This window comes from Candidatus Insignibacter tubulum (assembly GCF_056790205.1).
This window is the reverse complement of sequence record NZ_CP199715.1, coordinates 166117-181080: the sequence shown is the minus strand read 5'-3', so window position 1 is coordinate 181080 and position 14964 is coordinate 166117. Positions and strand designations below refer to the sequence as shown.

Annotated in this window: 11 protein-coding genes and 1 other RNA gene; 7 read left to right on the top strand and 5 right to left on the bottom strand. The window is 31.4% G+C overall.

Annotated features, from left to right (window positions below; translation table 11 throughout):
• Positions 1–41 precede the first annotated feature (41 nt).
• Positions 42–1280 (top strand): phosphoribosylamine--glycine ligase, encoded by a 1239-nt coding sequence (purD, locus tag ACUBP5_RS00715; RefSeq protein ID WP_482168397.1) that lies wholly within the window; start codon positions 42–44, stop codon positions 1278–1280.
• 9 nt (positions 1281–1289) lie between these two features.
• Entirely contained in the window at positions 1290–2828 is a 1539-nt protein-coding gene (gene guaA, locus ACUBP5_RS00710) for a glutamine-hydrolyzing GMP synthase (protein ID WP_482168396.1), read from the top strand.
• Positions 2829–2847: 19 nt separating this feature from the next.
• Here guaA and ffs read toward each other — a convergent pair.
• Positions 2848–2949, bottom strand: an RNA gene (gene ffs, locus ACUBP5_RS00705) — signal recognition particle sRNA small type.
• 1287 nt (positions 2950–4236) lie between these two features.
• Here ffs and rpmF point away from each other — a divergent pair.
• The 3 genes from rpmF (at position 4237) to accC (ending at position 6502) form a co-directional block, all read left to right on the top strand.
• The gene (gene rpmF / locus ACUBP5_RS00700; RefSeq protein ID WP_482168395.1) at positions 4237–4443 is read left to right on the top strand and encodes a 50S ribosomal protein L32; all 207 of its coding nucleotides are present in this window, start codon (positions 4237–4239) and stop codon (positions 4441–4443) included.
• 202 nt (positions 4444–4645) lie between these two features.
• Positions 4646–5110 carry an acetyl-CoA carboxylase biotin carboxyl carrier protein gene (accB, locus tag ACUBP5_RS00695; protein ID WP_482168628.1) on the top strand — a complete coding sequence of 155 codons (465 nt, stop codon included), beginning with the start codon at positions 4646–4648 and terminating at the stop codon, positions 5108–5110.
• Positions 5111–5143: 33 nt separating this feature from the next.
• A complete protein-coding gene (gene accC / locus ACUBP5_RS00690) occupies positions 5144–6502 on the top strand; it encodes an acetyl-CoA carboxylase biotin carboxylase subunit (RefSeq protein ID WP_482168394.1) in 1359 nt (452 codons plus the stop codon).
• A 271-nt stretch (positions 6503–6773) separates the two neighbouring features.
• On the opposite strand, the gene ACUBP5_RS00685 is transcribed toward accC, so the two are convergent.
• Complete coding sequence (locus tag ACUBP5_RS00685; RefSeq protein WP_482168393.1) at positions 6774–7727, bottom strand: acetyl-CoA carboxylase carboxyltransferase subunit alpha; 954 nt, start codon at positions 7725–7727, stop codon at positions 6774–6776.
• A 646-nt stretch (positions 7728–8373) separates the two neighbouring features.
• Here ACUBP5_RS00685 and ACUBP5_RS00680 point away from each other — a divergent pair.
• On the top strand, positions 8374–9204 hold the full coding sequence (locus tag ACUBP5_RS00680; RefSeq protein WP_482168392.1) for a TerC family protein: 831 nt from the start codon (positions 8374–8376) through the stop codon (positions 9202–9204).
• Here the strand turns inward: ACUBP5_RS00680 and lpdA are convergent.
• The 3 genes from lpdA to rny all read right to left on the bottom strand — a co-directional run bounded on the left by lpdA (position 9201) and on the right by rny (position 13288).
• A complete protein-coding gene (gene lpdA, locus ACUBP5_RS00675; protein WP_482168391.1) occupies positions 9201–10607 on the bottom strand; it encodes a dihydrolipoyl dehydrogenase in 1407 nt (468 codons plus the stop codon). The two genes, ACUBP5_RS00680 and lpdA, sit on opposite strands and share 4 nt — an antisense overlap.
• Before the next feature lie 83 nt (positions 10608–10690).
• Positions 10691–11665, bottom strand: a complete 975-nt coding sequence (locus ACUBP5_RS00670) for a deoxyhypusine synthase family protein (protein ID WP_482168390.1) — start codon at positions 11663–11665, stop codon at positions 10691–10693.
• 60 nt (positions 11666–11725) lie between these two features.
• Positions 11726–13288 (bottom strand): ribonuclease Y, encoded by a 1563-nt coding sequence (rny, locus tag ACUBP5_RS00665; protein ID WP_482168389.1) that lies wholly within the window; start codon positions 13286–13288, stop codon positions 11726–11728.
• A 1106-nt stretch (positions 13289–14394) separates the two neighbouring features.
• Here rny and ACUBP5_RS00660 point away from each other — a divergent pair.
• Positions 14395–14964 (top strand): nucleotide exchange factor GrpE, encoded by a 570-nt coding sequence (locus ACUBP5_RS00660; RefSeq protein WP_482168388.1) that lies wholly within the window; start codon positions 14395–14397, stop codon positions 14962–14964.

Below are 14964 nucleotides of genomic sequence, written 5' to 3'. Positions count from 1 at the left end.
CTTTCTTTCTTTATATTTGGAGTTATTTATAAACTTTACTGGTGAGGATACTTATTATAGGAAATGGTGGACGTGAACATGCTATCGGCTTGAAATTATTGGAAAACCTACGAATACAAGAATTATACTTTGCCCCAGGTAATGGAGGTACTGCTCAAATCGGTCAAAATATATCACTTTTTGATATCAAAGCGTTAGCTGATTTTTCTATCAAAAAAAGAATAGACCTTACTATAGTTGGCTCTGAAATACTTTTGATGGAAGGTATTGTTGATGTTTTTCAGATGCGGGGGCTTCGCATATTTGGGCCACATAAACAGGCAGCTCAACTTGAGGGAAGTAAGGTTTTCGCAAAACGTTTTATGAAAAAGTATGGAGTGAAAACAGCTTCTTACGCGAGCTTTTCTAATTATGAAGAAGCCAAAAATTATATCAATACGATTAATTTTCCTGTAGTAATCAAAGCTAGTGGATTAGCTTATGGTAAAGGGGTAATCATAGCTCAAGATAAATCCTCTTCGCTTAGAATTATAAAACTTATGATGAAGGATAAAATTTTTGGACCTAATGCAACAGATCATGTGCTTATCGAAGAATATCTACAGGGACAAGAAGCTTCAATATTATCAATATTTAATGGTAAAGAACTATTCCCCTTTTTATCGGCTAAAGATCATAAAAAAATTGGAGAGGGAGAAACAGGGCCCAATACAGGAGGTATGGGTACAGTGGTTCCTAATCCCCACATGAATGATAGTGTTTGGAGCGACTTTAATAAAAATATTTTAAAACCTACTCTTAAGGGTCTATTTTACGAGAAGTTTTTTTTTTCAGGCGTGATATTTTTCGGCCTGATAATCACTGAAAAGGGCGTTTATCTTTTAGAATATAATTTACGTATGGGTGACCCCGAGACGCAATCTCTTTTACCTCTTATGGAAAGTGATTTTCTTGAGATTATAGAAAAAGCTATAGATAAAGATTCTATAAATATCTCTTGGAAACCTGCATACTCTTGTTCTGTGGTAATAGCCTCTAGGGGATATCCGGGATCTTATGTAAAAGGATATGAAATTAAAGGCCTTGATACATTAGATACTTTATTTTATATCGCTGGAGCCCAAAAAGAAGAAAATCGTTGGATTACCTCTGGGGGGCGGGTATTAAATGCTATAGGCATTGGTTCCTCACCTAAAGAAGCACGTGTAGATGCTTATAAAAAAGTAAAGAAAATATTTTTTGAGGGTGCTTACTATAGAAAGGATATAGGTTTATATTGAAAATATATTATGGAATATAAATCTATATTGATATTAGATTTTGGATCTCAATATAATCAGCTCATAGCTCGTTGTATTAGAGGGATGGGAGTCTATGCCGAATTATTGCCTTATAATAATTCTATAAAGGACATTATTGCTCGTTCTCCATGTGGTATTATTCTCTCAGGAGGGCCTTCATCTGTTAATAAAAAAGATGCATATATGCCTTCTCAAGGCCTATTTGAACATAATATTCCCATTTTAGGGATATGCTATGGCATGCAACTGATAGCGTATATTTTTAAAGGGAAAATATCACGTAGTACTCAAGCTGAGTATGGCCGAACTGATTTTATTGTAGATGATTATAAAAGCCCTTTATTAAGGGGGTTACCTGAAAAATCTGATGTTTGGATGAGCCACTTTGATCAAGTAGTTAATGTACCTATAGGCTTTAAAATTATAGGTCACACTCCTACTTGCATCGGTGCTTTGGCTAATGATAAAGACAAAATTTATACTGTACAATTTCATCCTGAAGTGGAACATACTATTTATGGAAAGAAGATTTTACAAAATTTTATCTTTGATATTTGTCATTGTAAAAATAATTGGGGAATCCAAAATTTTTCTCAAACTTCTATTAAGAAGATTAAAAAACAAGTGAGAGATAAAAAAGTAATATTAGGTCTCTCAGGGGGTGTGGACTCTTCTGTAACAGCAGTGTTAATGCAGCTTGCTATTGGTGAAAAATTGAGATGTATATTTATAGATACGGGATTACTCCGAAAAGATGAGGCTAAAAAAGTTATAGAGACTTATAAAAACTATTTCCATATAAATATTCATACGATAGATGCGAGCAGATATTTTATATCTGCTTTATCTGGAGTCTCCGATCCAGAGACTAAACGTAAAATCATAGGAAGGGAATTTATACAGGTTTTCAATAGAGAAGCTAAGAAGATTCAAGGAGCTGAATTTCTTGCGCAAGGGACTATTTATCCAGATGTAATCGAATCAATTTCTGTAAAAGGTCCTTCTTCAACTATTAAATCACATCATAATGTAGGAGGATTACCTTTAAAAATGTCTCTAGAGCTTATTGAGCCTTTACGTAATTTATTTAAAGATGAAGTAAGAAACTTAGGAATAAGTTTAGGAATTCCTAGAGATATGATTGATCGTCACCCTTTTCCTGGACCAGGGTTAGCAGTGCGTATTTTAGGTGAGGTCACTTATGAAAGACTTGATATTTTGCGACAAGCAGATCAAATCTTTATTGATGAAATGCGTATACATAAACTTTATGAACAAGTAGCACAAGCTTTTGTGATTTTGCTGCCAGTAAAATCAGTAGGGATAATGGGAGATAGGCGCACTTATAGCTATACAGCTGTATTGCGTTCTGTAAACACAAGCGATTTTATGACAGCAAGAATATCGCATTTACCTTATGAATTTTTAGAAAAGGTGTCTTCTAGAATGATCAACGAGGTAGAGGGAATAAATCGATTAACTTATGATATAACCTCTAAACCACCTTCTACTATAGAATGGGAATAAATAAGAAATATAAGATAAAAAAGATAAGATACTCCCGCATCACACCGCTACAACCCTCTACCCTTGCTGCGTTCCCACCCTAGGGGATTTGAAGGGAGCCTGATTGTGCGGGAGACTTACCAACCGCAAAGATAGCTATTTAATATGATTAATAAAATTTTTTATACTCATGAATTTTAAATTTATTTTATCTTCATTAAGATTAAGTGCTTTTATATCATCTATAAACATCTTTACCTTTATTATTATCTATATCTTTTTCTATCAGAAAGATTTTTTTTATATTTTTCGATCCTTAATGCTTTTGTAATACCTTCGTTATATGCGATTTTTGCTATAACATTTGTTTATTTGCAAATTAAAAAACATCATAAATTAATGTTTTTACCATCTTTTATATGGTCTTCTTTAAGGTTTTTTATCGGAGGTATAGTTTCTTTAATAGTTATATTTTTATTTCTTAAGTTTGTCAGCTTTAATGTTAAGCCCTTCCTTAGAAAAGGAATTAGTTCCTTATTGGTCCGATATAAGTAATATATATCCATATATATATTACTTAATATAGCTATAATAACAGTACCATGGGTACACAAGAATATTCTGTTCCCAATATTTGGAGATTTTTATTTTATATTTTTTTTTTGCATTTTTTACTTTCTTTATTAATCTATTCCTTTTTTATAAAATCTTATAAATCTTATAAATGACTTTTTTAGTAATTACATCTTTAAGAGATGTAATATTTTATAGAAGAACTGTCTATTTATGAATTAGATATTCTAAAATAAAATCATTACCTTTCTAGATCATAGTTAATAAGACCAGATTTTTACTAATTGCTAAAAAACCGATTAATCTATCACAGACTTAATTATTAGTCTTAGTTTTACTTTATTAAAGTAGAAACGCATACAATAATATTATATAAAAAAGTTTTAACTTCGCTACTGAGAGTTGTAATAACGTTCATTTTTTATGGATAGGGTTAGAAAATTATTATATTTTCTCCATATACGCTATATTATGGTAATCATATTTTTAATTTTCAAATTACACAGGATATTTTTAACTTATTTATATTTCATTAAGAATTTGATGATATCAATTTAAGTATAATGATTAAATTAAAAAAGCATACAGGCTCTGTTTTGTTAGAAAACAAACAAAAAAGTAGTATTATATTTGGTTGTAGTATCCTTTCTTATATAGAAGGTATAATTAATACAGCTAAAAATATAATATTATAATGATTTATTCATGATTTTGCTTCCTAAAGAAAAGATTCTCAAAAGAGACAAAATGATATATCTAGCTCTCAAATACTTGCAATTCTTACTAAGAATGGTATAGAAAAAATATCTTATTATAAAAACTTAATTAAACCTTTTATTACTCAAAAAAATAATCTATGCCCCATCCTAAGAGAAAACAATCGAAATCTAAAAGAGATAAAAGAAGGACGCATTATAAGTCTAGTATACCTCAGCTTTTTACTTGCTCTACAACAGGACAAATTCATTTGTCTCACCGAGCTCATTGGCATGATGGTAGGCTCTATTATAGAGGAAAAGTAGTATTAGAAAAAACTTCCTCTACTACTAAAGAGGATTCTTAGAAAAAGCTTATATTACTATAATAAGTATTATTCTACCTTTTTTTGTAAGTATAAATTTTATTTTGGAGACTCCTCCCTCTCCTCCCTCTCCCCCCCCCCTCCCCTCCTCCCTACCTCCCCCTGAGTGGGAGTGGGGGAGGTAGGGAGGAGGGGAGGGGGGGGGGGAGAGGGAGGAGAGGGAGGAGAGGGGGAATATAACACTATGGATTTAAAATATATTAAAACACTTATACAATTAATTTCAAAATCAAGTCTTGAGGAATTTGAATATCAATCATCGAATTTTAAAATTCGAATAAAGAATACTATTCCTCTAAAAATTCAAAAGGCAGAATCTTTAGTCGCTTTTAAGCCATCTATTCCTCTAACGCCTTCTGCTGATTCTGGATTATCATTTCATCAAGAAGAAATGATACCTCATGATAAGCTTATCAGTATAAGATCTCCTATGATTGGAACTTTTTATGAACGTCCTGCTCCCGATAAAGATCCCTTTATAAGGGTAGGTGACCAGGTTAAAATTGGTCAAACAGTATGTATTATTGAGGCTATGAAACTTTTTAATGAAATAGAATCAGAAGTTTCTGGCCACATTATAAAAAGTCTTGTTGAAAATGCTTCTCCTGTAGAATATGATCAGCCATTATTTTTAGTGGATCCCTCTTAAAAAGTCTAGTTTTTTTAAAAAAAAATAATAGGGATGTTTAAAAAAATACTCATCGCTAATCGTGGTGAAATTGCTCTTCGTATTATAAGAACCGTACGTGAAATGGGGATGAAGACTGTTGCAGTCTATTCTACAGCAGATAAGCATAGTTTACATGTACGATTCGCTGATGAAGCAGTTTGTATTGGTTCTTCTGCACCTAAAGATTCTTATTTAAATATACCTCATATCATTGCTGCAGCTGAGATTACCAATGTAGATGCTATTCATCCAGGCTATGGGTTTTTATCTGAAAATGCTTATTTCTCATCTATATGTGCTAAACATAACATAAAATTTATAGGAGCTTCGTCAGAGCAAATTCAGATAATGGGCAATAAATCCTCAGCTAAGGAAACTATGAAAAGAGCTGGTATACCTTGTATACCTGGATCGGAAGGTATCCTTCCCTCTTATGAAAGTGCTTTTGATTTAGCTAAACGAATTGGATACCCCATTATGCTTAAAGCTAGTGCTGGAGGAGGTGGAAAAGGAATGCGAGCTGTATGGAATAAAGATGATCTTAAAAAAGCGTGGGGAATGGCTAGGCAGGAAGCTAAATCGTCTTTTTCTAACGATGATATGTACATGGAAAAGCTCATCTTGGAGCCCCGGCATATAGAGATACAAGTAGCTGGAGATAAATATGGTAATGCCTGTCATTTATCGGAAAGAGATTGTTCAATACAACGTCGTCATCAGAAATTAGTAGAAGAAACTCCTTCTCCCTTTATCACTGAAACCTTACGCAAAAAAATGGGGGAGGCTTCGGTAAAGGCTATCTCTTTTATAAAATATGAGGGCATAGGTACAATAGAGTTTCTCGTTGATAAGAAAGAAAATTTCCATTTTATGGAGATGAATACTAGAATCCAAGTAGAACATCCTATTACTGAAGAGGTAACAGGTTATGATCTTATTCGCGAGCAAATTTTGCTAGCTGCAGGAGAAAAACTTTCAGGAATAAATTATTATCCTAATAAATGTTCTATAGAGTGTCGTATTAATGCTGAAGATCCTTATCATGGATTCCGCCCAGTACCTGGTAGGATTATACAAATGCATACACCAGGCGGACACGGTATTCGTGTAGATACACATGTTTATGCAGGCTATATGATTCCTCCATATTACGATTCGATGATAGCTAAATTAATTACTACAGGTCATAACCGTGAACAAGCGATATATAAGATGCGTCGAGCATTAGATGAATTTATTATTGAAGGGGTACAGACTACTATTCCTTTTCATAGACAACTAATGCATGATGAACGTTTTTTATCAGGTAATTATACCACTAATTTTATAGAGGATTTTTACATTAATCTTCATTTTAAACAAGAACATTAAAAAATATTATGATAAAATGAGATATTATTTATAATGAAACTTTATTTGTAATATCCTACTCTTCTGTAGGGTAAATGATAAATTATTCTTCTTAAACATAAGAGCTATGTTATATATATTATTAAATAAGTATTCTTCTATAGTAATCCCTCTCATTATATATATCTATCTTAAGATACCTTTATAAAAAACTAAATTAACTGCTCTTATATTTAAACTTTCTTAGGTTGTAAGAAATATTATGCAGCATAAAATAAATATGCTTATAGATTTAATTTTGAAATATACCCATAGCAAGATACTTATCTTGTCTTTTTGCAATAAGCTCTTCAGGAGTAAGCATTGAAAGTTCTTTTGCTGCTTTTATAATGTAGCGTTTTACTATTTTAAAAGCCTCCTCTGGATATAAATGTGCCCCTCCTAATGGCTCTTTAATAATATCATCTATAAGCTTTTGCCTGAGCATATCAGCAGCGGTAAGTTTTAGAGCAGCTGCAGCTTTTTCCTTATACTCCCAACTACGCCATAAAATGGTAGAACAACTCTCAGGTGAGATAACCGAGTACCAAGTATTTTCCATCATGTACACATGATTGCCTATACCAAGGCCTAGAGCGCCTCCGCTAGCTCCTTCTCCGATAATAATGGTAATAATAGGCACTGAGAAGCGCATCATTTCATAAATATTTCTTCCAATAGCTTCTCCTTGACCACGTTCTTCAGCTTCTAGGCCTGGATAAGCTCCAGGAGTATCTATAAAAGTTACAATAGGTTTCCTAAATTTTTCTGATAGCTTCATTAGTCGAAGAGCTTTCCGGTAACCTTCTGGATTTGGCATGCCAAATCTTCTATATTGTCGATCTTTAGTATTCTTCCCTTTTTGCGTGCCAATAAGCATAAAACTTCTATTTTCTATCTTACCAAAGCCAGCAACAATAGACTTATCATCTCCTATATTACGATCTCCATGTAATTCAATAAAATCTCCCTTAGTAAGGGCTTGTATGTAATCAAGCGTATAAGGCCTATTAGGATGTCTTGATAGCTGCACTCTCTGCCAAGGACTGAGATTTTTATGAATCTTTTGAATAGTTTTTTTTAGTTTCAATTGAAGTTGTTCACAAGTTTTTTTAGTGTTTATCCCACTTTCGCCTCCTAAAATAAGGCATCTATCATACTGCTTGTATAATTCTTCAATAGGCTTTTCAAAATCAAGATACTCCATAGTAAAATTATTCTAACAAATATAAATATTTATAAAAAGAGAATTTTAAGATGTTTTATCCTATTTTAATTTTATTTATAAGTAAAAAAAGTAGTTCCTAATAAAATCAACCAGAGCAGAAATATCTAAAAAATTAGGATATATAAAGTATTTATATTCTTATATAAATAAGAAAAAATATATTCTAATAATATAGTTTATAAAACAGTAATAAATTAAGCTTTAATAAGTATGGGAAAAGAATTGAATAGTAGTGTATAATGCTAATAAAAATCAGCTAATACACGAAAAATTTCCTAATTTTTATCTTTATTCTATTATATTAAAATTAGCAATAGGAGAAAGTATCCGCCGCTATAAATAGAAATAAAAATAATTTGTATATCCCAGTAGATTGTTTTTAAAAACAGTGGTTTTAATATAAAGTTCCAGTTAAAAGGCTAGATAATTATAGAGATATAGTTTTGCATAATAGTATGAAAAAGTAAAATTTTTTGATATCTTCTATATATAATTATATAAATTATGTTCTAATTAATAGAGTTACTAAAATATTAATCAGTAAAAGGAACATTGATATTTTTTTATATTCACAAATATCAAAAATATATTTTATAATATTCTGCTAAATTTGTAAAAAAACCACATGTGGGAATTTTTATTCAATCCATCTTCATGGATTGTGCTTGTCATACTTGTTTTTCTAGAAGTCATATTAGGAATTGATAATATATTATTCTTAGCAATTTTATCTGGGAAACTTCCTAAAAGTCAACAAAAAAAAGCACGTCACCTAGGACTTTTGTTCGCAATGTTATTTCGTTTGGCACTTTTATTTTCTATATCATGGGTTTTAAGTCTTCAAAGGACTTGGATATATTTACAAAATGAGTTATTTAGTTGCCATATATCTGGTCATAATACTATTTTCCTCCTTGGAGGCTTATTCCTTATTTATAAAAGTATTGAAGAAATTCGTTATAAGATAACGTATTCATCTAGAAAAGGTATTACTCTTAAAAAAAAAACTCATGGTTTTTGGAAAATTGTAGTTCAAATTGTTTTTCTAGATATAGTTTTTTCAATAGATAGCTTACTTACAGCTATAGGTCTTATCAATCTTAATAATCCACCAGAAGGTTTTGGTGAGAGAGGGCTTTTACTTATAGCTATTGCTATTATTATTACTATAGTGATTATACTATTTTTTTCTGAAGCAGTAAGTTCTTTTATACAATATCGCCCTTCACTGCAAATACTTGGATTATGTTTTCTGATGTTGGTAGGTATAATGCTTCTTTTAGAAGCAGCTCAGATAGGAAAATGTAATCTGATTGGATATGATATAAAAAACATTCCTAGGGGTTATTTATATTTTGCAATATCTTTTGCCCTTATTATTGAATTGCTTAATTCTAAAAGAATTCGGGAACCTTCAAATAAGGATCCTACAGAACATAATTCTAAAAAATCTTAAATATGCAAAGGCCTGTTTTCTGAGGCAGCAAGAGCTGCTTCAGAAAGAGCTTCTGTAAAGGTAGGATGCGGATGAGGAATCCTAGTGATATCTTCAGCAGAAGCTTCAAATTCCATAGCAATTACAGCTTCCATTATCCAATCTGCAGCACGCGCTCCTAAAATATGCACGCCTAGAATTTTATCTGTATTTTTATCAGCTAATACTTTTACATATCCTTCTGTATCACCGCTAGCATATGCCCGCCCTAAGGCGCGCATAGGGAATTGACCGTGTTTATAAGAGACACCTTCGATTTTAAGCTGCTCTTCAGTTTTTCCTACTGTCGCTACCTCAGGCCAGGTATAAATCACAGATGGGATTAAATGGTAATTGATATGCGGCTTTTGTCCAGATAATTGCTCTACTACAAAAATCCCTTCCTGACTTGCTTTATGAGCTAACATCACTCCTCCGATAACATCCCCTATAGCATAAACGTTTTCACAAGTACTCTGTAATTTTTCATTTACATGAATAAACCCTTTATTATTTGTTTTAACCCCTATATTTTCAAGTTCTAAGCCTGTAGTATAAGGGCTTCTACCAATAGCTACTAAAACATAATCTGAAGTAAAAGAAAGTTCTTTTCCTGATTTTGTACGTACTAAAACCTTGACTTCTTTTATATTTATTTGAGCTGAGATAACAGAGGTAGAAAGATGAAATGAGATGCCTGATTTTTCTAGAACTTTTTCAAGTTCCTTCGCTAAGGAAGAATCTAATGAAGGAGCTATTCTATCAAGAAGCTCTATAATTATAACTTCGGAACCTAAACGATTATATATCGAGCCTAATTCAAGTCCAATAACTCCTGCACCAATAACTATTAAACGTTTAGGAACTTCATTTAATGAAAGCGCTTGAGTAGAATGGATAATCCTCTTTTTATCTGGCCTTAGAAAGGGAAGGTCAAATGGTTTAGATCCAGTAGCTATAATGGCATTTTTAAAAGATATCTCTATAGATATTCCTTCTAGATTTTTTAAGGAAAGTAAATTTTTGTTTTTAAAAACACCTATACCATGATAAACCATGATTTTGTTTTTATCCATGAGATATCTTATTCCTTTGCAAATTTGAGATATAACTTTATTCTTTCGGGAAATCATCTGGGTAAAGTCCAGAGAGATATCCTTAGCAAGGATTCCATGAACAGCAATTTTTTTTTGTATATTATAGTAATATTCCGATGAGTCTAAAAGGGCTTTTGAGGGGATACATCCTACATTTAGACAAGTTCCTCCTAAAACAGGATATTTTTCAACTAATGCTACTTTAAATCCTAATTGTGCTGCTCTTATAGCTGACACATAACCTCCAGGTCCAGAGCCTATAATGATAAGATCATAAGTATTATTCATTTTTTACAAATTTGTTTACTTGCTCATATAATGTGAGTATTCAAGATAAAAAGCTTGGATTTATAATTTAATATTTTCTATTATTACATATCTAATATATAAGCGAACATTAAAGGTGCGACTATCGTCGCATCTGATTCTATAATGAATTTTGGAGTATCGATGCTTAGCTTACCCCAAGTGATTTTTTCGTTAGGCACAGCTCCTGAATAAGATCCATAACTGGTAGTAGAATCAGAAATTTGACAAAAGTATCCCCACATAGGAAGGTTAGATATAGCTATATCTTGTGTTAATAAGGGGACTACACATATAGGAAAATCTCCTGCGATACCACCTCCAATCTGATAAAAACCTATTTTTTTACTCTGAGCTATTTTTTGATACCATTCAGCTAGATACATCATATATTCTATACCATTCTTTATAAGGTCAAACTTTAAATGACCTTTTATACAATAGGAAGCGAATATATTACCTATAGTGCTATCTTCCCATCCAGGGACAATTATTGGAATATTCTTTTCAGCTGCAGCAAGCACCCAGCTATCTTTTGGATCAATCTCGTAATAAGGCTCTAGGGATCCCTCTTCCAATAACTGATATACATATTCATGAGGAAAATAGCGTTTTGAAAAACTTTGTGCTATTTCCCAAATAGCATAAATATACTTCTCAATACGTCTGAATGCCTCTTGTTCAGGGATACAGGTATCAGTAATGCGATTATAACCTTTTTTAAGTAAAACATGTTCTTGTTCAGGACTAAGATCACGATAATTAGGGATTCGCTTATATCGTTTATGGGCTATAAGGTTCATCAGATCTTCCTCTAAATTAGCTCCGGTACACGATATAATATGTACTTTATCTTTCCGGATCATCTCAGCAAGAATTTTTCCTAATTCAGCCGTGCTCATGGCGCCGGCAAGAGTGATCATCATTTTACCACCTTCTTTTAAATGCTGTTTATAACTAATCGAAGCATCTAAAAGAGATGCGGCATTAAAGTGTAGAAAATACTTATCGATAAATGAGCTAATAGGAGTAGATTTCATGCAGAGAAAAAATTGAAGAGTTAAATTAACTTTACTATTAACAAAGATCTATTAAATTTTTTATTTGGCAATCTGTATGGCGCGAGTCTCTCGAATAACTGTTATCTTTATCTGACCAGGATAAGTCATTTCATTCTGTATTTTATTAGTGATTTCCTGAGAAAGCTTAAAAGCGCGCTGATCATCTATTTTTTCACTCTCAACTATTACCCAGAGCTCACGACCAGCTTGTACAGCAAAAGATTTACTAACTCCTTCAAAATTTAAAGCAATATTTTCCATATTGTTAAGCCGTTTAATATAAGATTCCATATTTTGTCTACGAGCTCCAGGGCGTGCACCACTAATAGCATCAGCTATCTGAACAACTGGTGCAATTAAATTTTCCATCTTAATCTCATCATGATGAGATCCTATAGCATTACATATCTGTGGATGCTCTCCGTGTTTCTCAGCCCAATGCATACCTAATAAAGCATGGGGCAATTCAGATTCAGTTTCAGAAACCTTTCCAATATCGTGTAAAAGACCAGCACGTTTAGCTAATTTAGCGTTTAACCCAAGCTCAGCAGCTAATATTCCAGCAAGATGGGCTACTTCACGAGAATGTTGTAAAAGATTCTGTCCATAAGAAGACCGGTATTTCATACGTCCTACCATTTTAACTAGTTCAGGTCGCAAGGTATTAATATCGAGATCAATCATAGTTTTTCTACCGTTTTCTATAATTTCCTCTTCTATTCGTTTTTCAGTATCAGAAACCGCATCTTCAATGCGAACAGGGTGTATGCGTCCATCAGTTACTAATCTTTGTAAAGTTAACCGAGCGATCTCACGTCTAATAGGATTAAAACAAGATAATAATATAGTCTCTGGAGTATCATCCACGATAATTTCTACGCCGGTAGCTTGCTCAAGTGCTCTAATATTCCTGCCTTCACGACCAATAATTCGTCCTTTGATATCATCTGATTCAATATTAAAAACCGATACAGAGTTTTCTATAGCTTGTTCAGTGCCGATACGTTGAATAGATTGTATAATAATCTTTTTAGCCTCAGTCTTAGCTGTAAGCTGTGCATTTTCTATAATCTTTTGTATATGCACTTGTGCTTTTACTTTAGCTTCATCTTTAATTGTTTCTATAAGTTTTTCACGTGCCTCAATAGCGGAACATTGGGAAATTTTTTCAAGTAATCCTATTTGTTTTGAATAAAGATTTCTAAAATCTTCTTGTTTTTTAATAACAATGCTAAGCTTTTTTTCATAATCTATTACTTGATTTTTAAGTTGAGTATTTTTTTTATGGTAAAGGCAAATCTCATCCGAGAGTTTTCGTTCTTTATCTAATATATGTTTTTCTATATCTACGATTTTTTTTTCTCTGTGAGATATATCTTTTTCATGTTTAGACTTCAGTTCCATAAATTTTTCTTTTGCTTGGAGCATCTTATCTTTCCGGGTGATTTCAGCATCTTTAATGATCCTATGTGCCTTTTCTTTGGCTTGCAAAAACAACCTATGATTTTTTTTTGAATAAAGTCGATTACTAAATAAATAGTGAATGATAAAACCAGTAGAAAAACTCACTACTATTATTACAAAAGCTATATATATTTCCATATATTTTACAGACAAAGGCATAAATTAATTGTAACCGGGGATATATAAACAGCATATATGTTAAATACATGTGTGCTTATAGTAATCCGGAATTAATCAGTATACACACAAAGTGTATAATATTAAGCTAAATGGTATTAAGTTTATAAATTAATCTATAAACTAACTATAAGCTAATTTAATATGGAAATTTAAACAGTTTGCTATATCTATATTTAAATAGATACTATGAATAAACACATATAGATGGTACATTTTGTTTGTCACCTACAACATAGATAGATTCTATGCCCTTAATAACTAAAAGTAATATCTTTAATATAGTTATTACGTGACGACTATATCTTTTCCCTTTAATATAGTAATAACATTACTGATTGGTAATGATCATTTAATCTTAATACATTTTTGCATTCTTGCTTTATATCTTAATATAATTTTAGGCAGATCCATGTGGATTCATTTAATCAAATGATCTATATTTAAATTCTATCAATTCTTACTTATAAATATTCTTGACTTCACCGACAGTGAATGAGCTATTTTAAGCAGTTCATTAGTTAGTATAAATTTGATTTTTTACGTATTTTATAATTGAGTTTATGCTTTATCCCCCTATTTTTTCTAAAAACTCTAAACCTAGATTTATGAGATTCATATGTCAATTAAAAAAAAAAAATAGATAATTCCTTTTCAAACTATATTTAAGCGCCTATGGCCATAGGCGCTTAAATAATTAAGCTTATATACCAAATATACAAAGATATCAAGTGGAGGATTATTTTCAATAAATAAAAATATTTTATTATAGTATCTTCTTTTTTTTTATTAACTTAATATCATTAATTTAAATGATACTCTGTTATTGATAATAATACTATAGTTCAATTCGAAATTGAAAAATTATCCCAACTATAAAAATATAATATATATAGTTAATTGATGATTTTTTAATTTTGCTCGGTTTTAAGCTCTATTAAATGAAAAACTATAGAAAATTCGGTAATCTTTAGAAGAGACGATAAGCGTCATTATTCCAAATTAAACTATCTTTGATAAAGCTTTTGATACGTAAAAGATTGCTATTTTACTAAAAATCATAATAAATGATAAACATAATAAACATAGATGATCAAAACCAACAATCTTTTGAAAGAGACAAAGAAAAAAAAACCTGTGAAAAAGAAAAAAAGGAATTAGATGAAAACACTGAACCTTCAAAAGAAATAAATCAGGAAGAACTTAATAAAAAATTAGAAGAAAAAGAAGATAAATTTTTGCGTCTTTTTGCCGAATTTGAAAATTATAAAAAACGTACACAAAAAGAACGTATTGATTTTTTTAAAACGGCTCATCAGAAAATATTAGTTGATTTGATACCTGTAGTAGATGATTTTAAACGAGGGATGTTAGAGATCAAGAAGTCTAAAGATGAAAATCTCATCCGAGGTATTGAGCTTATTCAGGAAAAGTTCTTTCGTATTCTTAAAGAAAAAGGGCTTGAAGAAATTCAAACACAAAAAACGGATGATTTTAATACGGATATTCATGAAGCGGTAACTCAAGTTTCCGCTCCTTCGGAAGAATTAAAAGGGAAAGTCATAGAAATTATTGAAAGTGGTTATAATTTACATAATAAAGTAATACGACACGCAAAGGTAATCGTCGGAAAATAA